Origin of the sequence: Gluconacetobacter dulcium (assembly GCF_014174165.1) — a bacterium.
In the GTDB taxonomy this organism is placed as follows: domain Bacteria; phylum Pseudomonadota; class Alphaproteobacteria; order Acetobacterales; family Acetobacteraceae; genus Gluconacetobacter; species Gluconacetobacter dulcium.
On sequence record NZ_JABEQN010000024.1, the window covers coordinates 33,687 to 59,576 of the forward strand.

General features: G+C 64.8%; 19 protein-coding genes and 1 tRNA gene. 15 read left to right on the forward strand and 5 right to left on the reverse strand.

The genetic code is table 11. The annotated features are described in order from the left end of the window. Nucleotides 1-32: 32 nt before the first annotated feature. The 4 genes from HLH25_RS16435 to HLH25_RS16450 are packed head-to-tail and all read left to right on the forward strand — an operon-like array spanning nucleotide 33 to nucleotide 3,794. Entirely contained in the window at nucleotides 33-1,067 is a 1,035-nt protein-coding gene (locus HLH25_RS16435) for a sulfate ABC transporter substrate-binding protein (RefSeq protein WP_182975102.1), read from the forward strand. A gap of 11 nt (nucleotides 1,068-1,078) precedes the next feature. Further along, on the forward strand, nucleotides 1,079-1,924 hold the full coding sequence (gene cysT / locus HLH25_RS16440) for a sulfate ABC transporter permease subunit CysT (protein WP_182975103.1): 846 nt from the start codon (nucleotides 1,079-1,081) through the stop codon (nucleotides 1,922-1,924). Then, on the forward strand, nucleotides 1,924-2,739 hold the full coding sequence (gene cysW, locus HLH25_RS16445; RefSeq protein WP_182975104.1) for a sulfate ABC transporter permease subunit CysW: 816 nt from the start codon (nucleotides 1,924-1,926) through the stop codon (nucleotides 2,737-2,739). The genes cysT and cysW overlap by 1 nt, the downstream gene beginning before the upstream one ends. Then, on the forward strand, nucleotides 2,736-3,794 hold the full coding sequence (locus tag HLH25_RS16450) for a sulfate/molybdate ABC transporter ATP-binding protein (RefSeq protein ID WP_182975105.1): 1,059 nt from the start codon (nucleotides 2,736-2,738) through the stop codon (nucleotides 3,792-3,794). Before cysW ends, HLH25_RS16450 begins: the two co-directional genes overlap by 4 nt. 89 nt (nucleotides 3,795-3,883) lie before the next feature. On the opposite strand, the gene HLH25_RS16455 is transcribed toward HLH25_RS16450, so the two are convergent. From HLH25_RS16455 to HLH25_RS16465, 3 genes are all read right to left on the reverse strand, one after another. Beyond that, nucleotides 3,884-6,250, reverse strand: coding sequence for a TonB-dependent receptor (locus HLH25_RS16455; RefSeq protein ID WP_246402600.1), 2,367 nt, complete (start codon nucleotides 6,248-6,250; stop codon nucleotides 3,884-3,886). A 92-nt stretch (nucleotides 6,251-6,342) separates the two neighbouring features. Beyond that, a complete protein-coding gene (locus HLH25_RS16460; protein WP_182975107.1) occupies nucleotides 6,343-7,116 on the reverse strand; it encodes an SDR family oxidoreductase in 774 nt (257 codons plus the stop codon). Continuing rightward, a complete protein-coding gene (locus HLH25_RS16465; protein WP_182975108.1) occupies nucleotides 7,113-7,949 on the reverse strand; it encodes a glutamine amidotransferase-related protein in 837 nt (278 codons plus the stop codon). The genes HLH25_RS16460 and HLH25_RS16465 overlap by 4 nt, the downstream gene beginning before the upstream one ends. A gap of 653 nt (nucleotides 7,950-8,602) precedes the next feature. Between HLH25_RS16465 and HLH25_RS16470 the strand changes: the two genes are divergently transcribed. From HLH25_RS16470 to HLH25_RS16510, 8 genes are all read left to right on the forward strand, one after another. Then, nucleotides 8,603-9,775 carry a pyridoxal phosphate-dependent aminotransferase gene (locus HLH25_RS16470; protein ID WP_182975122.1) on the forward strand — a complete coding sequence of 391 codons (1,173 nt, stop codon included), beginning with the start codon at nucleotides 8,603-8,605 and terminating at the stop codon, nucleotides 9,773-9,775. A gap of 97 nt (nucleotides 9,776-9,872) precedes the next feature. Further along, nucleotides 9,873-10,799: a GntR family transcriptional regulator gene (locus HLH25_RS16475; protein ID WP_220791862.1), complete on the forward strand. Its 927-nt coding sequence runs from the start codon at nucleotides 9,873-9,875 to the stop codon at nucleotides 10,797-10,799. A 157-nt stretch (nucleotides 10,800-10,956) separates the two neighbouring features. Then, nucleotides 10,957-12,513, forward strand: coding sequence for an ABC transporter permease subunit (locus HLH25_RS20055; RefSeq protein WP_220791863.1), 1,557 nt, complete (start codon nucleotides 10,957-10,959; stop codon nucleotides 12,511-12,513). After that, on the forward strand, nucleotides 12,510-13,286 hold the full coding sequence (locus tag HLH25_RS16490) for an amino acid ABC transporter ATP-binding protein (protein ID WP_182975110.1): 777 nt from the start codon (nucleotides 12,510-12,512) through the stop codon (nucleotides 13,284-13,286). The genes HLH25_RS20055 and HLH25_RS16490 overlap by 4 nt, the downstream gene beginning before the upstream one ends. A gap of 13 nt (nucleotides 13,287-13,299) precedes the next feature. Beyond that, on the forward strand, nucleotides 13,300-14,469 hold the full coding sequence (locus HLH25_RS16495) for a M20 family metallopeptidase (RefSeq protein ID WP_182975111.1): 1,170 nt from the start codon (nucleotides 13,300-13,302) through the stop codon (nucleotides 14,467-14,469). Continuing rightward, entirely contained in the window at nucleotides 14,466-15,572 is a 1,107-nt protein-coding gene (locus HLH25_RS16500) for a mandelate racemase/muconate lactonizing enzyme family protein (protein WP_220791864.1), read from the forward strand. Before HLH25_RS16495 ends, HLH25_RS16500 begins: the two co-directional genes overlap by 4 nt. Nucleotide 15,573: 1 nt before the next feature. Continuing rightward, nucleotides 15,574-16,749: a M24 family metallopeptidase gene (locus HLH25_RS16505; RefSeq protein WP_220791865.1), complete on the forward strand. Its 1,176-nt coding sequence runs from the start codon at nucleotides 15,574-15,576 to the stop codon at nucleotides 16,747-16,749. Between the two features lie 71 nt (nucleotides 16,750-16,820). Continuing rightward, entirely contained in the window at nucleotides 16,821-17,744 is a 924-nt protein-coding gene (locus HLH25_RS16510; protein WP_114726326.1) for a dihydrodipicolinate synthase family protein, read from the forward strand. Between the two features lie 349 nt (nucleotides 17,745-18,093). Here HLH25_RS16510 and HLH25_RS16515 read toward each other — a convergent pair. Both HLH25_RS16515 and lepA read right to left on the reverse strand, forming a co-directional pair. Continuing rightward, a tRNA-Ser gene (locus tag HLH25_RS16515) sits at nucleotides 18,094-18,184 on the reverse strand. A gap of 186 nt (nucleotides 18,185-18,370) precedes the next feature. Beyond that, nucleotides 18,371-20,176, reverse strand: coding sequence for a translation elongation factor 4 (lepA, locus tag HLH25_RS16520; RefSeq protein WP_182975112.1), 1,806 nt, complete (start codon nucleotides 20,174-20,176; stop codon nucleotides 18,371-18,373). 166 nt (nucleotides 20,177-20,342) lie between these two features. Between lepA and HLH25_RS16525 the strand changes: the two genes are divergently transcribed. From HLH25_RS16525 to HLH25_RS16535, 3 genes are read left to right on the forward strand one after another with little or no spacing between them, the layout of a single operon-like run. Further along, the gene (locus tag HLH25_RS16525; protein WP_246402602.1) at nucleotides 20,343-21,650 is read left to right on the forward strand and encodes a TolC family protein; all 1,308 of its coding nucleotides are present in this window, start codon (nucleotides 20,343-20,345) and stop codon (nucleotides 21,648-21,650) included. Continuing rightward, nucleotides 21,647-22,813, forward strand: coding sequence for an efflux RND transporter periplasmic adaptor subunit (locus HLH25_RS16530; protein ID WP_246402604.1), 1,167 nt, complete (start codon nucleotides 21,647-21,649; stop codon nucleotides 22,811-22,813). Before HLH25_RS16525 ends, HLH25_RS16530 begins: the two co-directional genes overlap by 4 nt. A gap of 1 nt (nucleotide 22,814) precedes the next feature. Further along, nucleotides 22,815-25,883 (forward strand): efflux RND transporter permease subunit, encoded by a 3,069-nt coding sequence (locus tag HLH25_RS16535; RefSeq protein WP_182975113.1) that lies wholly within the window; start codon nucleotides 22,815-22,817, stop codon nucleotides 25,881-25,883. The last annotated feature ends 7 nt before the right edge of the window (nucleotides 25,884-25,890 follow it).

A 25,890-nucleotide genomic window follows, 5' to 3' on the forward strand; every position in this document is an offset into this window, starting at 1 on the left:
CATCGGCAACTGCCATCAGAACGAGAAACGATATGAAAAACGGTTTCACGGTGTCGTCGCGGCGCGGGTTTCTGGCCGGAACGGCCGCTGCCGCCACAGTCTTCGCCATCGGGGCGCGGCCGCGTCCGGCGGCTGCGGCGACCCGGCTGCTGAATGTGTCGTATGATCCGACGCGCGAGCTTTATGCCGATGCCGGGCGGGCCTTCGCCGCCTTCTGGGCGAAGGCCCATGGGGGCGATCAGGTGGTGGTGACCTCCTCGCACGGCGGGTCGGGCGCGCAGGCGCGCTCGGTGCTGGAAGGGGCGCCGGCTGATGTGGTGACGCTGGGGCTGGCTTATGACATCGACATTCTGGCCCAGCATGGCCTGCTGGCGGCGGACTGGCAGACGCGGCTGCCGCATAACGCCACGCCGTACACCAGCACGATCGTGTTCCTGGTGCGCAAGGGCAACCCCAAGGGCATCCATGACTGGCCCGATCTGCTGCGGGACGGCGTGCAGGTGATTACCCCCAATCCCAAGACCTCGGGCGGCGCGCGCTGGAACTACCTGGCCGCCTGGGGGTGGGCGCTGCGCCAGCCGGGCGGGTCAGAGGCTACCGCGACCGCTTATCTGAAATCGCTGTTCGCTCATGTGCCGGTGCTGGATACCGGGGCACGCGGCGCCACCAACAGTTTCGTGCAGCGCGGGCTGGGCGACGTGCTGATCGCCTGGGAGGATGAGGCGCTGCTGGCGGCGCGTGACCTGGGACCGGACAAGTTCGATATCGTGGTGCCGCCGGTGACGATCCTGGCAGAGCCACCTGTGGCGGTGGTGGACAAGAACGTGCAGGCGCATGGTACGGCGGAGGTCGCGAAGGGTTTTCTCGATTTCCTGTTCACGCCCGAGGGGCAGCGGATCGGGGCGAAGCATTATTTCCGGCCGGTCGACCCGGCGATCGTGGCGGAAACGGCATCGGTCTTCCCGAAGACGACAACATTCGATGTCGCGAGTCTGGGCGGATGGACTAAGCTCCAGAGGACGCATTTCGCCGATGGCGGTGTGTTCGACCAGATTTACAGCCGATAACGGACTCTTTCATGGTGTTTTGCCTGCGGCGGCGCGATGGGCTGCCGGGTCTTTCCATTTCCATTGCCTTTACGCTGGTTTGGATCGGCCTGATTGTCGTGCTGCCGCTGACGGCCCTGGTATTGCGCCCCTGGCAGGATGGCGGGGCGGTGATGCTGCGGGTACTGCATGACGGGCGCATGTATGCGGCGCTGCGCGTCAGTTTCAGTTGTGCCGCGCTGGCGGCGTTGATCGACGTGCCCTTGGGCCTGCTGCTGGCGTGGGCTCTGGTGCGGGCGCGCCTGCCGGGCCGGCGGGCGGTCGATGCGCTGATCGACCTGCCTTTTGCCCTGCCGACCGCGGTGACGGGTATTACGCTGGCGACACTCTATGGACCCACTGGGTGGATCGGTGCGCTGCTGGCCCGTGCCGGCATCCGTGTGGCCTACACGCCTGCCGGGATCGTGGTGGCGCTGATGTTCGTCGGCCTGCCCTTTATCGTGCGGGCGGTGGAACCGGTGCTGCGGGGGCTGCCGCCGGAGTTGGAGGAAGCGGGGCTGCTGCTGGGGGCGAGCCCGTGGCAGAATTTCCGTCGGGTGATCCTGCCGCCCTTGCTGCCGCCGCTGGTGGCGGGGTTCAGCCTGGCGTTCGCTCGCTGTATCGGCGAGTACGGGTCGGTAATCTTCATTGCCGGCAACCAGCCGTTCCATAGCGAGATCGCGCCGCTGCTGATCGTGGTGCGGTTGCAGGAATATGATTATGAGGGCGCCACCGCCATTGCGCTGATCCTGCTGCTGAGTGCGCTGATGTGCATGACCGGGGTTGCCGCGCTGCGCCGCCGCGTGTCGCGCGGGCTGGTGGCGCGGGGGGCGGCGTGATGGGCGGACCCTCGCGTGGTGGCAATGCGGTGCTGGTCGCCGGTACTTATCTGACGGTGCTGGCCGTGCTGGTGCTGCCGGTGCTGCTGGTGATGGTGGAGGCCCTGCGCGCGGGGCTGGGGGCTGCGTGGCGCAGCCTGCTGGACCCGGATGCACTGTCCGCGATCCGCCTGACGCTGGAGGTGACGCTCGTCGCTGTGATCGTCAACGCCTTCGGCGGGGTCATGGCGGCGTGGCTGGTGACGAAATATCGGTTTCGCGGGCGGGCGGCCCTGGTCGCGCTGATCGAACTGCCGATCAGTGTTTCGCCGGTGATCGCGGGACTGGTCTGGCTGCTGCTGTTCGGACGGCAGGGCTGGTGGGGTGACTGGCTGGACCGACACCATATCCAGATCGCGTTTGCCACGCCGGGTATTCTGCTGGCGACGCTCTTCGTCACCTTTCCATATGTCGCGCGGACGCTGATGCCGTTGATGGAACAGCAGGGGCGTGAGGCGGAGGAAGCGGCATTTCTGCTCGGAGCCGGGTTCTGGCGGACATTGTGGCGGGTGACGTTGCCGGATGCACGCTGGGCGCTGCTGTCGGGCATTCTGCTGACGACGGCGCGGGCGATCGGGGAGTTCGGTGCGGTGTCGGTCGTCTCGGGCCATATTCCGGGGCTGACCGAAACCATGCCGCTGCATATCGAGACACTCTATAATGGCTACCAGACGGTCGCCGCCTTCGCCATGGCGGCGCTGCTGGCGCTGATCGCCATGGCCACCGTTCTGCTGCGGTCGTTTCTCGAGCATGATTTCAGGAAAGCGTCGTCATGAGCGTCCAGATCCAGTCCCTGACGCGCCATGCGCCGAATGCGTCGCGCAAGATGCTCGACGATGTGTCGCTGACCATCGAGGACGGGGCGTTCGTCGCGCTGGTCGGGCCGTCCGGCGCCGGCAAGACCACGCTGCTGCGGACGATCGCGGGGCTGGATGGGCCGTACGAAGGAACGGTGCTGGTCGATGGCCGGACGCTGGCGGGGCGGCCGATGCGGGAGCGGCGGATCGGCTTCGTGTTCCAGAATTACGCGCTGTTCCGGCATATGACGGTGGCGCGCAATATTGCCTTCGGGCTGGATGTGCTGCCGCGCAGGGAACGCCCGGATCGGCGGGCGATTGCCGGTCGGGTGGCCGAACTGCTGGAGTTGATCCAGTTGCCGATGCTGGGGGACGCCTATCCGGACCAGTTGTCCGGCGGCCAGCGGCAGCGGGTGGCCCTGGCGCGTGCATTGGCGACGAAGCCGGGGCTGCTGCTGCTGGACGAGCCGTTCGGTGCGCTGGACCCGATCGTGCGGCGGCAGATCCGCCGCTGGCTGCGTGGGCTGCATGACCAGCTTGGACTGACGACGGTGCTGGTGACCCATGACCATGACGAGGCGCTGGAAGTGGCCGACCGGCTGGTGGTGATGCAGAATGGCCGTATCGTGCAGGATGCGCCGGCCGAGATGCTGGATACCGCGCCCGCCACGCCGTTCGTGATGGAGTTTCTGGGCGAAGCATTGGCGTTTCAGGGGAGGGTCGTCCAAGGCAGCTTTTTGCCGGACGATGCGAATGTGCTGCGTTTTCCGGTTGCCGCGACCGACGGTCCGGCGACGGCGTATCTGCGACCGCATGAAATACGTCTGGTTGCGGAGGGAAGCGGCCAGGCCACGGTGTTCGGGGGCTGGCTGGGAGCCATGCGGCGCCTGGAGGTGGCGTTGGGTAAGCGGACGGTCGAGATTCTCGTTCTGCCGGAGCAGATCCATCATGCGGGGATCGAGGGCGTGTCGCTGGATATCACACGGGCCCGCTTGTTTCGTGATGGGGCACTGCTGGTCTGGAAAGGTGGGTAGCGCAGGGGTGGCACGGGGGGCAGGGGGGAGGATTTCGGTGCCTGCCATGGGGGTGGCAGGCACCGGTATCGCGGGGTGGCGGAGCGGGATCAGAACTCGGCCTTGACCGTGCCGAAGAACTGTCGCGGCGCGCCGAGTTCGAAGCCCTGATAGCTCAGGGCGCCCGATGCCACGTTCATGGGGTTGCCGGCTTCTCCCATTGTGGAGATGTATTTCGTGTTTGTCAGATTGTTGATGTTGAAGGACACGACGAGGTTGCGCAGGAAGGCGAGGTGCCGGTTGTATTTCCCCATTTCGCCGAACCGGTACTGGGCGCCGAGATTGGTGATCCAGTAAGATGGCATCTTGACGTCGCCGGTGTAGGTGAAATTACGACGCCCGATATAGCTGGCGTCGATATAGGCCATGGCGCCATGCCATTCGTAGGACAGGCGGCTTTTATACATCAGGCGCGGATAATTGACGATCTGTACGCCGGTCGTCGGATAGAGCGTCGTGCCGTTGCGCAGGTCGTTATCGTAGGTCGCATGATCGTAGCTGATCGAGTTGTAGATCGACAGGTGACGGATCGGGGTCAGGGTCACGCTGGCATCGACGCCGTCCATGGTCACGCTGCCGACGTTGGCGACCTCGGAGACCGGATTGATAAGTGAGCCGGACGTGATCTGTTGCAGGCGGTTCTGGAAGTTGGTCCGGTATGCATAAAGCGAACCGGCGACGATCGGCGACGAATACCGATAGCCGACGGCGTATGTCCATGCGGTCTCCGGTCGGATCTGGGAGCGTGACGCATTGAAGGCCGATTGTAGGACAGCAAAGGGAGAATTGGAGAGCTTGTAGCCGGACTCGGCGTATGTATGGACGCTTTCGGAAATATCGAAGAACAACTCGTGATTCTTCAGGAACTTCCAGTTCGCGCTGATATGCGGCAGGAAGGGTTTTGCGACCGTCAGACCTTCGCTGCCGGTCAGGGCGCCGATATTGGCACCGTAATAGGCCGGGTTGATGTAGGCATTGCCGACACGGGTGGTGTCGAGAATGGATTTGAAGCCGAAGTGAAGGTAGAGATTCTTGACCGGCCGGTAGGTGTCCTGAACGAAGGCGGTAAAGACGTTGGTACTGTAATCCTGATTGAATATCTGGGCGAAGGGGTCGCTCCATTTCGATACGCCGCTGCGCAGCGGCCCTTGGATGACCCCATCGACGATGGCCGGCTGCGAGTAGGCGTTCATGGGGGACTGGTAGGAATTGTTTTCGTACCAGACGCCCATGCCTAACTGATTATGGGCGATATTGTAATGCAACGCTGAAAGAATGCCGAATCGTTCGATCGCGGGTTCCTTTACGACTTCCGACATCGGTGCGCCGTTGGGGGAGGGAAAGAAGGGCGATGTCCAGGTGGTCTGCGAATCTTCACCATGGCCATAGGCCGTCGTCGTCCAGCGTAGATGGGGGGCCAGTGAAAGGTCTGCCTTGATGCCGCCGAAATAGTCGACCACGTTGGTTCCGGCATCGTAGACCGAGGCGTCCGCCGGGTCGCTCAGTTTTTGGTACGAGCTGCCGTAATGGCCCTCGGCCGCGGCGTAGGCGGTACGGTAGCCGCTGGCCCGGCCATTGTAATAGTTGTTGCTGTCATAGCCGAGCGTATCGAGCATTTCGAGCGAGTAGTCCTGCCGACTGTATTCATGCAGGTCGGACCAGTCGAAATAGGCGGAGATGCTGCTATCGTTGCCGATCGGCTGGATCAGCTTGGCGTTGACCTGCTGTGTGAACAGGTTGGCGCGCGAACCGCCCCAGAATCCGGCATCGTTGCGGGAGTAGGAAACGAAGAACTTGGTCCCGGACGGGTTCAGGACGCCGCTGTCGAAGCGAATGAATGTATGGAAGGTGCGATTGCTGCCGAATGTCTGTGCGACCGTGCCGCCGCGGCGGTCTTTCGGGTCGAGAGAGACGTATTCGAACGAACCGCCCAGATTGTTGGTGGCGGCGATCGCTTCCGCGCCGGCGGACTGGGAAACGTCGATCCGGGCGACGTTTTCCGACGAGATCGCCTGGAGGGGGTTGAGGCCATTATAGTTGCGATAGGTCATTTCGCCCATGGGCATGCCGTCCAGCGTCATGCCGATTTCCTGTTGCTGGAAACCATGGACGTAGATTTGGGCGGCATAGTTATCGATACCCTGCGCATCGTTGGTCTGGAACATGATGCCCGGCATCTGCCCCAGGATCTTCATCGGGTTGGTGCCGGGAACCGCCTGCGAGATCAATTGCTGCGAGATGCTGGTCTGCGTGCCATTGGCGACACGTCTGACCGTTACGGCGATAGTCTCGGATTCCGTCTTCGAAGGTCTGGCGGGGGGAAGGATAGGGGTGTGCTTCCTGCCCGGCGGCGGAGTGGGGGAAGCTGTCGGGCCTGTCGCGGCATGCGCGGCTGTACCCAGATAGCTGCACAGCATCGTCGTGCTCAGAAAAACGTACAGCTTTCTCGTGCAAGGCTTCATACCTTATGCCCTCTCGTGCGTATTTTTGATGGAATGTCAGGAAGAAATCAGATCGCCGCGATCAGGCCGCCATCGACCCGGATGAGGCCGCCCGTCATGTAGCTGGCGCGGTCGCTGGCGAGAAATGCAACCGCATTCGAAAATTCATCGGGTCTGCCGTAGCGTTTCATGGGAATGTTTTCCCGCGAGGCGCGCGCGACATCCTCGGGCGAGCGACCCTGTCTTTTGGCGGCTGCGGCGTCCAGCTCGTCGACGCGCTCGGTATGGATGCGTCCGGGGACGACGGAATTGACCGTGACGCCATCGGCGGCGACTTCCGCGGCGAGGGTTTTGGCCCAGCCGAGAATCGCGGGGCGCAGCATGTTGGACAGGCCCAGATTGGCGATGGGCTGGATAACCCCGGAAGACACGATGTTGATGATTCTGCCGAAGCCGCGCTGGCGCATGCCGGGCAGGAATGTGCTGGCGACAGCGACGGGCACCCGCACCATCGTATCGAAATGGCGCCCCAGATCGGCAATGTTGACGGTGGCGATCGGTCCCGGTGGGGGGCCGCCGCAATTCGTGACGACGATGTCGATATCGCCGAGCCCGGCGATGTGCTGCATTGCGCGCTCCGTATCCTGAAAATCCACGACGCGGAAGGAGGCGCTGCCGCCTTCTTCCTGGATTGCCGTGCAGCCGGCCTGAAGCGTGGCCTCGTGCCGTCCGGTCAGGATGACATGCGCGCCCTCGCGGGCGAGGGCTTTGGCGCAGGCGCGTCCAAGCCCGCGACTGGAGCCCATGACCAGGGCGGCTCTGCCCTCAAGTTGAAGATTCATGTCGTGGCCTTTTTCGTTTCCGCATACGCGGACGTGCTCTGTAGGAAATCCAGTAAGGCCGGATGCGGTCGCTCCGCGGTGGACACACATTCCGGATGACCCTGCATGCCCTTGAAATGGGGATGCGCGGGAAGCTCGATGGCCTCGATGATGTCGCCCGATGGATCTGTCGCGGCGATCTTCACGCCCATCTGTTCGAGATCGGGGAGCAGGGCGGGGTTGAGGCGGTATCTGTGATTGCTGCGAATGACGGGCGCCGATTCCAGGGCGCGCCCGAAAGTCGATGATGCGCAGGCCCTGAGTGCCTGGGCGCCGACCCTGCGGCGGATGCTGCCATCGGCGCCGGAGATGGGCACGAAGCTGAGGAATGGCGCATTGGGAGCACGTTCCGCCAGATCGGCGCCGGTATAGGATGGGTACTGACGGACGACGGCGGTGATCATGCTTTGCATGCCAAGGCACAGTCCGACGACGGGGATGCCGGCGCGCAGGCAGTGGTCGGCAATGATCATCTGTGTCGCGGCATTGGCGATGTCGCCCCCAGGGAGGACGACCCCAGACGCCGCATCGAGACACGCTGCGGCGCCGTGGCAGGATAAAGCCTTATCGGAGAGGAAACTGATGTCGAGTGTCAGGTCCAGATGATCCGCGGCATCGCCAAGGGCGCAGAGGGTGGCTGGATTGCGATGGCGGTGATGCCTTTCATCCCCCGTCACGACGATTTTCAGCTTCTTCCCTCTGCGTGGTCCTGCTGTCTTCCCCGAGTCCGGAATGGGAAAGACACGACCCGATGCATCCCGTAGACCGATATGGTGATCCTCGCCTTCTTCCATCTGGAGAAAAAGACTCTCGGCGAGAAAGCGGGCGGTGGCGATTGTGCAGTCTGTTCCGGCGGAGATGGCGCGGCGTTGCAGCGCGGCGGCCCAGGACATGTCACAGGACATGAAGGGTACGACGACATGCCCGCAGGTTGCCGCACGCGCCAGAATCGCCTCGTCGGAGAACGGCCATGATGGGACGTTCGGACGAAACCTGTCTACCCAGAGCCAGCCCGCATGAGCGAGGTAGCCGTCCTGCGTCGGAAATTCTTTTACCGAGTCTGAGAAATGCGAAGAGACGACATCGGACTGCATGACTGTCGCATTGCAGCGTTCTGCCCACAGGGCGGCAGCAGCAGAAAAATATCCGCCATCCTCTTCAGGATACCGAACCAGCAAAAGCGTCATGCTGAGTCACTCCCCCAGGTTGGGTCGGTAATGTTTCGATTACGCGACGGCCTGACATGCACATAATCCATTATCGAAATAAAAATCCAGCCCAGATTGATCTAAATGACAAAATAAATACAATGTCGACGGAAAGCAGGGGCATCGGCGCGCCCCGAGCCGTTTTCATTGGCTCGTGATGTGGGATTAATGCATTGAATAATAATAATTTGTCTGAGATTTCCGCTGCGGCGACCGCCTCTGGGCGTCTCTCTGAGCGGATGTCGCGCGTCGGGGCGTCGCCGACGGCGGCGGTTTCGGACCGGGTGCGTGCGGCCGCGGCGCAGGGAATCGTCATCACCAATCTGGGCGAGGGCGAGCTGGATTTCGCGACGCCGGCGCATGTCGTGACGGCGGGGAAGCGCGCGATCGACCGTGGAGAGACGAAATATACCGCAGTCTCCGGAACGGTGTCCCTGAAGGAAGCGATTCGGGAAAAATTCCAACGCGACAACGGCATTTCGTTCCGGAATGCGGAGATTATCGCGGGGAATGGCGCCAAGCAGCTTATTTTCAATGCATTTCTGGCCACGCTCGATGACGGTGACGAGGTGATCCTGCCTGCGCCGTATTGGGTGTCGTATCCCGATATGATCCGCCTGACCGGGGGGCGGCCGGTCGCGGTGGGTACGACCATGGCGTCGGGATGGAAATTACAGCCCGAAATGTTGCGATCCGCCATGACGCCGCGTACGCGCTGGCTGGTGCTCAATTCCCCCGGCAACCCGACGGGGGCGGTGTACACGGCCGCAGACCTGCGTGCGTTGCTGGAGGTCCTGGACGGGTTTCCCGATATTCTCGTGCTGGCGGATGATATTTACGAGCCGCTGCGCTATGAGGTGCCATTCTCCACGCCGCTACAGGTAAGGCCGGACATGCGTGACCGTGTTCTGACGGTCAATGGCGTGTCGAAAAGCCATGCCATGACGGGGTGGCGGCTTGGCTATGCGGCGGGGCCGGAATGGCTGGTGCGGGCGATGGATATTCTACAGTCGCAGAGTACCTCGAACCCGAGCAGTATCAGCCAGGGCGCGGCGATCGCGGCACTTGTCGAACCGCCTGTCTTTCTGGAGGGGTGGCTGGAAACGCTGGCAGTCCGCCGGGCGATCGTCATGGATATGGTCGCACGGATTCCGGGCCTGCGTGCCTGGCAGCCGGACGGTGCTTTTTACGTCTTTATCGACGTGAGGGCGTGGCTGGCCGGCTCGGGGCAGCCGCTGGGCATTGCCGATGATGTCGGCATGGCGGCATGGCTGATCGAGTCCGCACGGGCGGCACTGGTGCCGGGGACGGCGTTCGGGGCGCCGGGGCACCTGCGACTGGCCTTTGCGATCGAGACCGATACGCTGCGGGCGACCTGCGAGCGCATCGTCGCGGCGTGCATGTCCGTCTGACGGGCTCCGCTGCCGGCGGGCGCCGTTTGGCAATGCATACCGGCATGCTTATGATAGCATGTCGGGCGTCGCTTCTCCGACATGTCGCATTGCAGGAATGACAGTGAATACGAGTGCCTTGCTCCCCGTGCGGTCGAGTGTCCATCGGCAATATACGATAGCCAACGCGATCGTCGATCTTCTGCGACGGGAGCGGGCGGAGCGGGGATACCATCTGCGCGAGCAATGGCTGAGTGATCAACTGGGCCTTTCGCGGACGCCGGTGCGGTCCGCATTGCAGATCCTGGCGTCGCGCGGGATTGTCCAGGCGCGGCGCAACCAGGGATATTTCCTGGAAATGGCGCTGGATTCGATCAACGAGATCGCGCTGTCGCCTCCTCCGACGCCTGACCAGGATCTTTATATCCGTCTGGTCCGGGATCGGCTGGCCGGGCGGATTGCGAACGACTTCACGCAGAGAGACCTTGCCGCGCTTTACAAGGCCGACCGGACCGTGATGCTCCAGACGCTTCGGCGATTGACGGATGACGGGTTGCTGCAATCGAACGGGGCGCGAAACTGGTCGTTCGTGCAGGCACTGGATAACGGGGCAGCCCTTGAAGAAAGCTTCCAGTTTCGTCGCATGTTCGAGCCCCAGGCGATTCTTCTGCCCGGTTTCCGGGTCGATCACGCGCAACTGGAGCAGAGCATCCAGCAGCATCGGCAGATCGCGTGCGCCGATGTCGATGCGCTGGAGCCTCGGGTCCTGTTCGAAGCGGATAGTCGTTTTCATGAGATGGTCGCCGAGTTTTCTCATAACACGTTCGTGGTCCAGGCGATGAGACAGCAGAGCCGTCTGCGTCGGCTGCTGGAGTTCGGCGGTTACTCGAACCGTGCGCGTGTGCATCTGTGGTGCGAGGAGCATCTGGCCGTCATGGCGGCGCTGGGTGAGGGGAAATTGCAGCGCGCCTCCATTCTGATGTCGTTGCATCTCGATCAGGCTCTCAGTGCGGCCCATGTGCTGATCGATATCCCAAACACCTGATTTTATTCTACTTTCAGAGACAATTTTCCGACTTCGGCAAGCAGGGTACGGGGGGGGATGCCTTCTCATTTCGTGCTTGACATGATCGTGCGAAAGGCGTTGTCTTAATTTATAAAAAAAAGACAATCCTGCACGTATCCAAACGCTCTGGAATCTCATGTCGCTGCGTGACCTCAGGTCTTTCGTTCTGCCTCTTCTGTTGTTCGGCGCGGTCCTGCCCGCGCGGGCTGAGGGCCTGGCTGTGGCCGGGAAGCTGACCTACGGGACGGCCGCGACGTTTGCGCCGTTCGAGTTCGTGCAGAATGGAACGCTGACGGGGTTCGACATCGACCTTGCCCAGGCCGTGGCCGGAAAGATGGGGGTGCAGGCCGACGCCGTAAACATGGAATTCGGTGGCCTTATCCCGGCATTGCAGGGCGGCCGGATCGATCTGATCAATTCCGCCATGTATCTGAGCCCCGAGCGGGAGCAGGCGGTGGAATTCGTTCCGTACATGACCATCGACAACATGGTGCTGGTCCGGGCGGAGGGGGCGTCGGCGATTACCGGTTATGATCTGAGCCTTTGCGGAAAACGTATTGCGGTCACGCTTGGCGGGATCGAGGAACGCGACGCGCATGTCGCGGATCGCACATGCCGCGACGCGGGGCGGCCGCCCCTGACGGTGCTGGCCTATCCCACCGCGCAGGATACGGCCCTGAATCTGTTGCAGGGGCGTGCCGACGGTGCGTTTACGTCGCGCTTCGGAGCCGCGGTGCTGGAGGCGCAGGTACCGGGTGGATATCGTGTCGTCGGTACACCGTTCGGAGAGAACGCCCGGATCGGGTTCGCCATTCGCAAGGGGGATGGCGAACTTCATGCCCGCCTGCAGCAGGCATTGGACAGGCTGCATGGCGACGGTACGTTCGACCGCCTGCTGCGCAAGTGGCATCTGGAGGCGGACCGGTTGCCCGGCGGGACGGGGGAGGCTGCCAGGGTGGTCCACCCGGTGTGGGACGGGCTTGCCTATATCGGTGACTTTGTCGTCTCCGCGCCCTTCCTGCGCGGTGCGGGCATGACGATGCTCCTGACCGTCGCCTCGCTGGTGCTGGGCAGTTTCGTCGGGGTGCTGGCGGCACTGGGGCAACTCGGGCGGGCCGGTCGTTTCCTGCGTGGGCCGATCTTTCTGTATTTGTGGCTGTTCCGGGGCACGCCGGTGCTGTTGCAGATCGTCTTCGTGTACAATGTGTTGCCTCTGCTGGGCGTGCGCCTGCCGGCGTTGACCAGCGCCATCGTCGCGCTGTCGCTCAACGAAGGTGCCTATATGGCTGAAATCGTGCGCTCGGGCCTGGATGCCGTGCGACCGGGTCAGCGGCAGGCCGCACTGGCGCTTGGCATGTCGCCGGTATCGGTGTTTCGGCATGTCGTGGCGCCGCAGGCATTTCGGGTCGTGTTGCCCATGCTGGGCAACCAGGTCATCGGGATGCTGAAGACCAGTTCTCTCGTCTCGGTCATTGCCGTGCAGGAACTTCTGCTGGTCGCGGACCAGGCTGCCAGCGCCAACTTCCGTTATCTGGAAGCATTGAGCGCCGCCGCGCTGTATTATCTGGCGTTCACGACCCTGTTCATGCTGCTTCAATACAGGTTGGAGCGATATGTCTCGCCCCGCCGCAGGAGCGATAATGGACGGGGGTGGCTGCGTCATCTCCTGCCGGCCGGGGGGGATGTGCGATGAGCGGATCGGCATCCGTACTGTCGCTGCGCAGCCTCTGCCTGACGATCGGAACCCATCGGATTCTGCACGATTGCACGCTGGATCTGGCAGAAGGGCAAACCGTGGTCATTCTCGGGCCATCGGGATCGGGCAAGTCCACGCTGATGCGATGCCTGAACCTGCTGCTCCGTGCCGATAGCGGGCAGATCCTCTTTCGGGGACGGGACCTGATGGCGCGGCATGTGTCGGCCACCGAGGTCCGGCGGATGATCGGCATGGTCTTTCAGGATTATTGCCTGTTCGAACATCTCGATGTACGGGCCAATCTTCTGCTGGCGCCCCGGACAGCCGGGGCTGGGTTTCTGGCGGATGCCGATGCGCGGGCGATGAATCTGCTGGCGGCTGTCGGACTGGCGGACAAGGCGGATCGCTATCCGCATGAACTGTCGGGTGGCCAGCAGCAGCGTGTCGCGATTGCGCGCGCGTTGGTCATGCGGCCCGAACTGATGCTGTTCGACGAACCGACATCGGCTCTCGATCCGGAATCGATCGAGGCGCTTCAGGCGCTTTTCCGATCCGATGCCCTGGCTGGGATGACCAAGATCATCGTGACGCACGACATTGCCTTCGCCAGCAAGGTCGCGGATCGCATCGTCTTCATGGAAGGCGGGGAAATCGTGGCCGAGGCTGCCGCCGGCCAGGCTTTCTCCGCGGATGCCAATCCGCGCCTTCGCCGGTTCCTGACGCATGCGATGCCCCATGCGGGTGCGTTTTCTTCTTCAACCGATCTGTAGATGGTTTTTTACGATGAGCTGTAGTCCGGATATCAACAGGCTGGTTTCCGATCTGGCGGAAATGATCGCTATGCCGAGCGAGAATCCGCCTGGACATGAGACGGAAGTGGCGCGTTTCGTCGCACGGGAACTGGAGCCGCTGGGCTTCGAAATCGCCATTGCCGAATATGCGCCGGATCGGCCCAATATTTCCGCCACCTTGCGCAATGGCCCTGGCCCCGTCTTCGCCCTCAACACGCATATGGACACCGTGCCCGTCGGATCGGGGTGGACGCATGAGGCGCTGCGCATGACGCGCGAGGGCGAGCGGCTGTATGGGCGTGGCGCCTGCGACTGCAAGGGCTCGCTGGCCTCCATGCTGGAGGCCGCGCGTATTCTCGCGACCTCGCGCGCGGCGTGGTCTGGCACGCTGATTGCCGTCTTCGTGGCGGACGAGGAGGTTTCCAGCCAGGGAGCGCGCTTTTACACCCGCGACTGTCCGGCGATCGATTTTGCGATTATCGGCGAGCCGACCTCCAATGCCGTCTTTACGGCGCACAAGGGAAGCCTGCGCCCGATCGTGCTGGTCGAGGGCGTGACCGCCCATTCGGGCACACCGGAACTGGGCCGGAACGCGATTTATGACGCGGGGCGGCTGATGGCACGGATCGAGGCGCATCATGGCGGGGTGATCCGCCATATCACGCATCCGTTGGTCGGCAATGCCAGCCTGTGTGTGACGCGCATCGGCGGCGGCAAGGCCGACAATGTGGTGCCGGACGCCTGCGAATTGCTGCTGGACCGCCGCCTGGTGCCGGGCGAGGATGAAGAGGCCGCCAAGGCCGATATCCTGGCCCTGCTGGAGCGTGCCCGGCAGGTAGAGGGTATCGTGGCGAAGGTGACCGGTTACAAGCCGACCACGGGGGGCGCGACGCAGACCGCGCCCGACGCGCCCCTGAGCGTGGCCGCTCTGGCCGCGGCGTCGGCGGCGGATATTGCCCGGCCGGGGCCGTTCGGCTTTCAGGGCGCATGCGATCTCGTGCATTTTCGCGAGGCCGGTGCATCGGGCGTGGTGATCGGTCCGGGCGACCTGGCCAATGCGCACAAGCCCGACGAGTTCGTGACCATCGGTGAACTGGCCGATGCCACGCGCATCTATGTCGATATCGTCTGCCGTCTCATGCCGCCGGTGGTGACGGGATGAGCCTGCGCGCCACCCTGCGACGCGCGCAACTGCACTATGCGGGTGGAATGGCGGTGCATACCGCGTCCTCCGGCGCGGTGCAGGCGCTGGACGCGCTGTATCTTCTGCTGGACGACGGCGTGCATCGGGGCGTCGGCGAAGTCCGGCTGAACATAGCCTATCTGACCGGTCTGGCGCCGCAGGCGGTGCTGGATGCGGCACGGCGCTTCGTATCGCCGTGCGACTGGCCCGAGGCGAGCGCGGATTTGCGGGCCTTTGTCGCGGCACTGCCTCTTTCGGTGCCGGCGCCCGTGCGGATGCTGGTCGATCTGGCCGTCCATGATCTTCTGGCCCGGCGCGAGGGCGTTCTGCTGGCCCACATGCTGGGTGGGACCGGGGTGGTTCGTCATCCGACCAACCAGACCCTGTTCTTCAGCGATATGCCGACCTTTCAGCGTCGTTGCATTGCGTATGTAGCGCGGGGATTCACGCAACTGAAGATTCGCATCGGAGCGGATCTGGATGCCGATCTGGACCGGTTGCGCTGGTTGCGCGACCATTTCGGTGCGGACATTACGCTGTCGGCCGACGCGAACGGCCAGTGGGACGAGCGGGCGGCCCTGACCGCGCTGGACAGGCTGGCGGCGTTCCGTCTCGACTATGTCGAGCAGCCTGTCGCGGCAGGGGACTGGGCCGTGCTGGAGCGTGTCGCGGCGCGCAGCCCCGTGCCGCTGATGCTGGATGAAAGCCTGGCCGACATGGCGGCCTGCCGCAGGCTGGCGGAGATGACGCGCCCGCCCATGGCGCATCTGAAACTGGTCAAGCTGGGTGGGCTGGCCGCGCTGCTTTCGGCCGCGCGGATGCTCCAGGCTGCCGGTGTGACGCTGATGATCGGACAGATGAACGAGGGGGCGATTGCCACAGCGGCCGCGCTGCATGCCGCGTGCGTGCTCACCCCGCGCTTCGCGGAACTGTATGGCGCGGACGGTCTGGCGGACGATCCGGCTTCCGGCCTCGTCTACCGGGATGGTGCGGTGGGTCTGGCCGGGATGGAGCGGTCGGGCTTTGGCCTTGCGTTCGATGCGACCCTTACTCAACCTCAATTGTTCATGGAGACCTGCTGACATGATGGCAGCACAGGACGTCACGTCTGGAATGGAAGCGACGTTTACCCGGGACGAATTTACCGGACGGCAGGACCGGGCCCGGCAGGCCATGCAGAAGGCGGGCCTGGATGCCATGCTGGTGACCAGCCCGGAGAACATCTATTATCTGACGGGGCAGCAGACGCCGGGATATTATACGTTCCAGTGTCTGCTTCTGCCGGTTTCCGGCGAGCCGTCATTCGTCGTCAGGCAACTGGAATATTTCAATCTGGTGGCCAATACGTTCCTGACCGATATCCATCCTTTCGGCGATAGCGACGACCCGATGGCCGTGCTCAACGCGCTGCTCCGGCAGAAAGGATTGAAGGGCCGCAGGGTCGGTGTGGAGAAGAGCGGCTGGTTCTTTCCCGTAGCGGTCTATGACCGGATGGTTGCCGCCCTGGGGACGCTGCATGATGCGGGGGGCATTACCGAATCCCTGCGCGCGATCAAGTCGCCCGCCGAGATCGGGAAGCTGGCGCGTGCCGCGACTTATGTCGATGCGGGGATGAAAGCCGGTCTGGGCCAGGTACGGGCCGGTGGGACGGAAAACGATCTCGTCGCCGCCATGATGCATGACGCCATTGCCGCCGGTTCGGAATATATGGGGATGGAGCCTCTGGTTTCCGCAGGGCGGCGCAGCGGCGTGCCGCATGGCACATGGCGCCGCGGGCCGATCGCCTCCGGTGACGGCGTCTTTCTGGAAATGGCCGCCTGTCATGACCGTTATCACGCGGCGCTCATGCGCACCGCTTGGGTCGGGACGCCGCCGGAGCAGGCGCGTGAAATGATGAAGGTCTGCCAGGACGCCCTGGCGGCGTCACTGGAGGCGATCCGTCCGGGCGTGACCTGCGAGACGCCGCATAATGTCTGCCAGCGCATTGTCGATGCGGCGGGATATACGGAGAATTTCCGTAAACGTCTTGGGTACAGCGTTGGAATCTCGTTTGCCCCGGATTGGGGCGAGGGGGGCATCCTGAGCCTGAATGCCGGGGTTAAAACCGAGCTTGAACCCGGAATGGCTTTTCATCTGCCCCCCGCATTGCGGATCTATGGCCGTTTCACGGTCGGGGTTAGTGAAACGATCGTCGTGACGGAGACCGGCCATCGCGTGCTGGGAACGCTCGATCGCGGCATGGTGCTGCGCCCTGCGTGATCCCTCGCGGGTCCGATGCGCAAATCGCCTTTGACCCGCGGTTTTTTTCTTCTTTCAGGATAAATATATCAATGAAAACGCTCGAAGAGAGCCGCGCGCGCCTGCGCGGCCTGTTCAACATCACCATGACGCCGTTTACGGCCGACCATGCGATTGATTTTCCGGGGCTCGCGCGCAATGTCGAGCGCGTTCTGGACCTGGGATTCGACGGTCTGCTGATCGGCGGGACCTACGGCGAGTTTCCCGCGCTTTCCACGCAGGAGCGTGCGGATGTCTTCCGGCATGTGATGGATGTCGTGGGGGACAGGGTGCCGGTCATGCTGTGCGCGGCAGGGTCGGACCCGCGGGTGGTGCGGGAGCTGACGGGCCTTGCCGGTGATCTTGGGGGTATTCCCATGGTGACGCCGCCTTTCGTTTCCGAGGTGACGGACGAGCAGATCGTGGCGTTCTTCCGTGAGATGGCGCCGCTGTCTCGAACCGGTATCCTGGTCTACAACGCGCCGGGGATCGGTATTACGCTTTCGCCTGCCACGCTGGAGCAGATCGCCGACCTGCCGGGGATGGTGGCGATCAAGCAGGGAGACCTGTCTCCTGCGGCAATCGATCGCATCGTGGGCCGGCTGAAGGACCGTATCCGTCTGTTCTGTGCTTCGGACCTGGCATTTCTCGGCCCGATGGCGGCAGGGTTCGACGGGATCAGCTCGACCAATAGTGGCGCGTTTCCGGAACTGCTCCTGCAGAGCTATCGCGCGATCGAGGCCGGGGACAGTGCTCTGGCGGGCCGGCTGCATCGGCTTTGGTACGAATTCCGTGCCCTTGCACGGCAATATGGCCAGCCTCAGACGGTGAAGGCGGCGATGACGATGCGCGGTTTTGACGGAGGGGCCGTCCGGCCGCCGTTGCAGGACCTGGACGCGCAGGAGAAGACGGCGCTCGCGTCTGTCCTGCGTGACATGGCACGGGACCCGGATTGTCGCCTGACCCTGGCGGACTGAGTACGGTCCGGGTGGGGCAGGGTCGAGAGTGTCCTGATTCTGAAGTTTCGCTGATTTTGGGAGTATGGAGGCAGAATCGCTTGACGGCCTGTAGAGTGTCGTCAGCGGACCTGGTTCATTTGAGGGACTTGGGTTGTTCGTTATGGACGCCGATGAAAGCCCTGATGTCGGCCTCCCGGGCTTCGCTCGAACGGTGGATGCCGCGCCTGATCTGTACGGGATTCGGATGCGGGCATACCATGGGTGATGCCGTCCGAGCATGGAAGGCGTCTGCAAATCTGGCGCCCCTCATGTGACACAAGGCGGGAACCCATAAATTTTCGCTGTAAAATCAATGCCTTAGAAGGTATGGCGGAGAGAGTGGGATTCGAACCCACGGTACGCTATTAACGCACACACGCTTTCCAAGCGTGCGCCTTAAGCCGCTCGGCCATCTCTCCGGCGCACTGGCGGGACTGCCTTGTCGGCCAGCCCGTCGGTATGGGGCGGGAACATAGCAATAATTCCGGCCGGCGCAAGGGGGTAAAGGTGCGCCGCTTCCGCGGCGGCGCACGAGGGGTGGAGTGGGCCGTGACGGGGGCCGTGATGGGGGCCTTGGTCGGGGCTGTCGTGCGTCAGTCGTTCCGTCAGTGGTCCATCTTCAGGGCGGCCAGGAAGGCGCTCTGGGGGATTTCGACCTTGCCGAACTGGCGCATGCGCTTCTTGCCTTCCTTCTGCTTTTCCAGAAGCTTGCGTTTGCGCGAGATGTCGCCGCCATAGCATTTGGCCGTCACGTCCTTGGACATCGCGCCGATCGTCTCGCGCGCGATCACGCGGCTGCCGATCGCGGCCTGGATCGCGATCTTGAAGAGCTGGCGGGGGATCAGCTCCTTCAGTTTGGCGCAGATCGAGCGGCCACGGCTTTCAGCCGCCGAGCGGTGGGCGACGAAGGACAGGGCGTCCACCGGCTCCAGATTGACCAGGATCGAGATCCGTACCAGGTCGCTCTCTTCGTAGCCGTCCATCTGGTAGTCGAAGCTGGCATAGCCGCGCGATACCGATTTCAGCCGGTCGTAGAAATCGAACACCACCTCGTTCAGCGGCAGGCGGTAGACCGCCATGGCCCGGTTGCCGACATAGGTGAGATCCTTCTGGATGCCGCGCCGCTCGGTGCACAGGGTCAGCACCGCGCCCAGATATTCGTCGGGCACCATGATGGTGGCGACGATCCAGGGTTCCTCCATCTTCTCGATCACCGAGCCGTCGGGCATGTCGGCGGGGTTGTGGAGTTCCTCCATCGCGCCGTTCGTACGGTAAAGGCGATAGACCACGGATGGCGCGGTCGCGATCAGGTCCAGGTTGAATTCGCGGCTCAGGCGCTCCTGGATGATCTCCAGGTGCAGCAGGCCCAGGAAGCCGCAGCGGAAGCCGAAGCCCAGCGCCGCCGAGGTCTCGGCCTCGTAATGGAACGAGGCGTCGTTCAGCCGCAGCTTGGACAGGCTGTCGCGCAGCTTTTCGAAATCGTCGGCATCGACGGGATACAGGCCGCACCACACCACCGGGATCGACGGCTTGAAGCCCGCCAGCGGGGCTTCGGCCGGGCGGCGGTCGTCGGTCAGCGTGTCGCCGACATTGCAGTCCGCCACCGTCTTGATCGCGGCGTTGACGTAGCCCATCTCGCCCGGACCCAGATCGTCGACCTGCGTCATGCGTGGCGCGAAGACGCCGACCTGATCGACGTTGTAGACCGAGCCGTTGGACATCATGCGGATGCGCATGCCGCGCTTCAGCCGGCCTTCCTTGACGCGCACCAGGATGATCACGCCGAGATACGGGTCGTACCAGCTATCGACCAGCAGGGCCTGCAACGGCTTGGTGTCGTCGCCGACCGGCGGGGGCAGGCGGGTGACCAGGGCTTCCAGCACGCCTTCGATGTTCAGGCCGGTCTTGGCCGAGATCTGGACCGCGTCGTCGGCCGGGATGCCGATGACTTCCTCGATCTGCGCCTTGACGCGCTCGGGCTCGGCGGCGGGCAGGTCCACCTTGTTCAGGATCGGTACGATCTCATGATGGGCGTCGATGGCCTGGTAGACGTTGGCCAGCGTCTGGGCTTCCACGCCCTGCGAGGCGTCGACCACCAGCAGCGAGCCCTCGCAGGCCGCCAGCGAGCGGCTGACCTCGTAGGCGAAATCGACGTGGCCCGGCGTGTCCATAAGGTTGAGGACGTAGGTCTTGCCGTCCTTGGCCGGGTAGGCGAGGCGCACCGTCTGCGCCTTGATGGTGATGCCGCGCTCGCGCTCCAGCTCCATATTGTCCAGGACCTGGTTGGTCATTTCGCGCGCCGTCAGCGCGCCGCAGGCCTGAATCAGCCGGTCGGCCAGCGTCGACTTGCCGTGGTCGATATGGGCGATGATCGAGAAATTGCGGATCAGCGAGAGCGGTGTGTCGGTCATGGGCGCAGACATAGGCCAAAACCCCGCGAAAGTCAGCGGGGCGCGCGTAAATTCTCCTGTGGCGCCCGCGACCCCGCCCCGCGTTCAGGGTCCTGTCAGCTTGGTGTGTTAGAGCGCGCTTTCGACAGGGATGGCAGCGGGCCATTCGAAGCGTGGGGACGGATGGATGCCAGGGGGCTTGTTGCGTCGGCGCGGTGTCGAAAAGCCGGGCCTGGGTGTCATGCTGGCCGCGATGCTGGCCGTGATGCCGGGTGCCGGGCTGCTGGGTGCCGGGCTGCTGGCCGGTTCGGCCGGTGGGGCGCGGGCGGCCGAGCTGTCGTTTCATGAGGCGGTGAGTGCCGCGTGGGCGATCGATCCGACCCGTTCCGAACTGACGACCAACCGCCAGTCGGCCGATGCGCGGGCGGATGCCGCGAAATCGTGGTTTCCCGGTGGGCCGGTGGTTTCGGCGCAATATTATGACGATCATCTGATCGGCTCGAACGTTGGTTATACCACCTATCAGGGTACGGTTTCGGTGCCGCTGTGGCTGCCGGGGCAGGGCACCGCGACGCGGCGCGTGGCGCAGGCCGAATCCGCGTCGATCCAGGAAAAGCTGAATGTCGCGCATATGGCCGTGGCGGTGCGGGTGCTGGAAGCGGCATCTGCCCTGGTGATCGCCCAGCGCCGGCTGGCGGTGGCGCTGTCGCTGGTGCAGGCGATGCAGCGCGTGGGCAATGCGGTCGGCCGGGCGCAGCGTGTGGGCGAATCCACGGCGGCCGACCAGCAGGCGGCCGCCGCCGAACTGGCCGCCGCGCGCACCGAGGTTGGGCTGGCGCGCGAGCAGGTGGCGACGACCGATGCGGCGCTGACGGTGCTGCTGGGGCGGCCCGGCCTGCCGGACATCCTGTCCTACGACGCGGGCTTTCTGGCGCGCACGCGGCTGGATATGCCGCAGGTGGTGGAGGATAACGACCCGCGCGTGCGGGCGGCCCATCGGGATGTGGCCGCCGCGCAGGAAGCGGTGCGGCTGGCCCGCGCGTCTTTCATGCCCAACCCGGAAATCGGGGTCGGGGCGATCCATGAGGGGCAGTATGGCAGCCCTTGGGACAGCCGGGTGGGGGTGCAGATTTCGGTGCCGCTGCCCAGCGAGGCGCGCAACGTGCCGATGATGGCCGATGCCCGGAACCGGCTGGCGGCGGCGGGCAGCCAGGAAACGCAGGCACGGCGCATGGTGCGGGTGGAGTTGGCGCAGGTGCGCGCGCGGCTGGATGCGGCGCGGACGACGCTGGAAAGCGCGCGGATGTCGGCCGCCGCGCTGAACCGGCGCGCCGACGAGATGGAACGGTCCTGGCAGGTGGGAGAGACGACGCTGATCGAGGCATTGCGGGCGCGGCTGGGGGCCTATAACGCCATTCTGGCGCTGAATTCCGCCGAAATCGGCTGGCATGCGGCCATCTTGCGTGCCGCCATCGCGACCGGGGTGACGCCATGAGGGATGTGCGGGCACGCCTGGCGTGCGTGGTGGGGATGGGCTGTCTTTTCCTGTCTTCCGCCGTCCGGGCCGATGCGCCGGTGCTGCCGGAGCCGGTGACGATCGGGGCTGAGGCGCGGCGGGCCGAGGAGTTGACCGACAGCGTGGCGCGGCCGGGGAGCCTGTCGCGGATGCTGCCGGTGCTGGCCAGTGTGATGGCGGATGAGACGCGGATCGTGCGTGTGCGGTCCGTGGGCGCGGGCAAGGTGCTGCGGGTGCATGTCATGGCCGGGCAGCATGTGGCGCGCGCGAGCGTGCTGGTCGATTACCTGGATCATTCACTGCATGTCGCGCGCTTGCAGGCGGTGCAGATGCGGGCCGCGCTGGCGGGCGCGCTGGCGGCGCGGGCCGAGGCCGAGGCGGCGTGGAAACGGGCCGAGATGCTGGCGGGCAGCACCGTTTCGCAGGGGGAGCTCCGGCGCCGGCTGGCGGTATTGCAGGAGGCGCGCAGCACCGTGGCGGCCCGACAGGCGGATGTGGGCACCATGGCGCATCGCTTCGAGGAGGAATTCAATTCCGTCAGCGAGCGGACGACCACTGGCGGGGACGAGACCTCGTCGCTGCTCGCCCCGATCGACGGCATGGTGCAGGATGTGGGGGTGTCGGCCGGCGGCGATATCGAGGCCGGGCAGGTGGCGGCGACGCTGATCGACCTGTCGTCGGTCTGGATCGTGTCCGACGTGTCGCCGCAGGACGCCGCGCGGCTGGTGGTGGGCGGGCGGCAGAGCGTGCTGCTGGATGGGCGGCGGATCGAATCCCGGATCAGTTCGGTCAGCGGCGCGGCGTCGCCTGTCTCGGGACTGGTGCGCGTGATCAGCGTCGTGCCCAATCCGGATGGCGTGTTGCGGCCGGGCATGATGCTGGATGCGGAACTGGAGACGGCCGACAGACGGAGCGGGATGCTGGTGCCGGCCGAAGCGGTGCAGCGGATCGCGGGCCGGGACGTGGTGTTCGTGCGCGAGGGGGCGGACAGCTATCGGCCGGTGCCGGTGACGCTTGGTGTGGAGCGTGAGGGGCGGGTGGTCGTTCTTTCCGGCCTTTCGGCGGGGCAGGCTGTGGCTGCTCATGGCAGTTTTGCCCTGAAATCCATGGTGCTGCTGGCCGGGGTGGGCGGGGACGACTGATATGCTAGCCCTGTTGAATCTGCTCCAGGCGAACCGCTTCGTGGTTCTGGGGGGCGCCGTTGCGCTGATGCTGGCCGGAATGGTGGCGGTGATGGGGCTGCCTGTGGAGGCCGTGCCCGATATCTCGCCCCGGCAGGTGCTGGTGTCGGTCGTGGCGCCCGGACTGGCGACCGAGGAGGTCGAGCGGCTGATTACCTTCCCCGTCGAGGCCAGCATGGCCGGGATTCCGGGGATGAACGACCTGCGATCGGTCTCGCGGTCGGGGGTTTCGGTCGTTTATGTGCAGTTCGACGACGAGACCGACATCGATCTGGACCGCACGCGGGTCAACGAGCGCATCATGCAGGCGCGGTCGCTGATCGCGGTGCCGGGGCTTTCGATCAATATGGGGCCGCTGGCGACCGGCATGGGCGAGATCATGCAGATCCAGATCCGTGGCGCCGGTCGGTCGCTGATGGATCTGAACCGGCTGATGACCTGGAGCGTGGTGCCGCAGTTGAAGCTGGTGCCCGGCGTGGTGGATGTGAACGTCAATGGCGGGGCCGAGCAGACGTTTCAGGTGGCGTTGGATCAGGCACGGCTGAATGCGTACGGCGTGTCGGTCGGCGAGGTCTACCGGGCGGTGGACGGCAACAACGCGGCCTCGGGCGGCGGGTGGATCGAGCACCATGCCGAGCAGCAGGTCGTGGTCGGGCGTGGGTTGATCCGCACCCTGGACGATTTCGGCGCATTGCCGGTGCGCAGCAATGCCGACGGCACCGCGATCCGTCTGCGCGATGTCGGCGCTGTGTCGATGGGGCCGCGCACGCGGCTGGGCGCGGTGACGCGCGACGGGCGGGGCGAGATCGTGATCGGTGTGGTGATGATGCGTCAGGGGGCGAGTTCGGACGCCACGCTGGCCGCCATTCGCGATGCGCTGCCTGTGATCGGGCGCGCGTTGCCGGCCGGGGTGACGCTGGAGCCTTATTACAGCCGTTCCGACCTGACCAACCGCACCATCGCCACCGTGCGCGAGAACCTGCTGCTGGGGGCGGCGCTGGTGCTGGGGGTGCTGGTGGTGGTGATCGGGGACTGGCGGGCGTCGCTGGTCATTGCCTCGGTCATTCCCTTCGCGCTGGTCTGCGCCATGGCGGGGATGCGGCAGTTCGGCATTTCGGCCAACCTGCTGAGCCTCGGTGCGATCGATTTCGGCATGATCGTCGACAGTTCGCTGGTGGTGGTGGAGCATCTGCTGGCCATACGCGCGGCCGATCGCACGATCGACCTGCGGACGCAGGTGGTGTCGGCGACGACGCAGGTGCTGCGGCCGGTCGCCTTCGCCATTCTGGTGATCGTGATGGTGTATCTGCCGATCCTGACCTTGCAGGGGATCGAGGGGAAGATGTTCCGCCCGATGGCGCAGACCGTCATCATGGCGCTGCTGGCCTCGCTGGCCTATTGCGTGGTCTGCGTGCCGGTGATCGCGGCGCTGGCGATGCGGGGCAGCCGGGGGCATGGCGATACGTGGCTGGTGGCGGCGTTGCGCCGCCGCTACGGGCCGGCGGTGCGCTGGGGGGAGAGCCATCCTGGCCCGCTGTTCGGCGCTACGGTGGCGGTGTTCCTGGTCTCGGTCGTGCTGGCCGGGCGGCTGGGGGGGGAGTTCATTCCGCAGCTTGGGGAGGGGGCGCTGACCGTGACCACGACGCGCCTGCCCAGCGCGTCGCTGCCGACCGTGCTGGCCTCGGTCCGGAAGCAGGAGCAGATCCTGATGGGCTTTCCCGAGGTGGCGACCGTGGTCAGCAATACCGGCACCTCTGCCATCCCCACCGATCCGATGGGCGTGAACGAGACGGACAGTTTCATCTTTCTGAAGGACCCTTCGCAGTGGCGGACCGCGCGCGCGCAGGTGGGGCTGGTGACGGCCTTCGACCGGGCGTTGCGCGAGCGGCTGCCCGATGCGCGGTTCTCGTGGAGCCAGCCGGTGCAGATGCGCATGGACGATCTGCTGTCGGGCGTGCGCAGCCAGATCGCCGTGTCGATCTACGGGTCGGATCTGGAGGTGCTGTCGCGGCTGGGCGACCAGGTGGTGGCGGCGCTGAACAGCGTGCGCGGGGCGGCGGATGTGGCGGCGCAGGGGGACGGGACCGTGCCGTTTATTCATGTCGATGTCGATCGGGCGCGGGCGGCGCGGCTGGATGTGACGATGGCCGATATTCTGGACACCGTGGAGGCGGTGGGCGGGCATATCGGCCGCCCGGTGATCATGGATGATGCGGTGGTGAATACGCAGATCCGCTTTGCCGCCGAGCAGGTGGGATCGGTGGAGCAGATCGCGGGCCTGCGTGTGCGCCGGGCCGATGGGACGGGGGCCGTGCTGCTGTCGCAGGTGGCGCGTGTGTCGGTGGTCGATGGGCCGCCGCGTACCAGCCGCGACCGGATCCAGCGCCGGTTGATCGTGCAGGCCAATGTGCGGGGGCGGGATCTGAGTTCCTATGTCGCGGCGGCGCAGGCGGCGGTGGCGGCGCGGGTGCATCTGCCGCCGGGCTATCGGCTGACGTGGGAGGGGCAGTTCCGCAACCTGCAATCGGCCATGGCGCGGCTGGAGATCGTGGTGCCGATCGCGCTGGCGCTGATCTTCGCGCTGCTGGTGCTGGCGCTGGGGTCGGTGGCGTCGGCGGCGCTGGTGTTCGTCAATCTGCCGATGGCGGCGACGGGCGGGATTCTGGCGCTGTGGGCGCGGGGGCTGCCATTCAGCATTTCCGCCGGGATCGGGTTCATTGCCCTGTTCGGGGTTGCGATCCTGAACGGGGTGGTGCTGGTGAGTTACATCCAGCATCTGCGCCGCATCGGCATGGATGTGGCGCGGGCGGCGTTCGAGGCGGCGGAACAGCGATTTCGCCCGGTGATCGCCACCGCGCTGGTGGCCAGCCTGGGCTTCTTCCCGATGGCGTTTTCGGCCAGTGCGGGGGCGGAGGTCGAGCGGCCGCTGGCGACGGTGGTGATCGGCGGGCTGGTGTCGTCTACCGTGCTGACGCTGCTGGTGCTGCCTTCGCTTTATGCGCGGGTGATGCGGGAGCGGAAAAAAGGATAGGGGACGC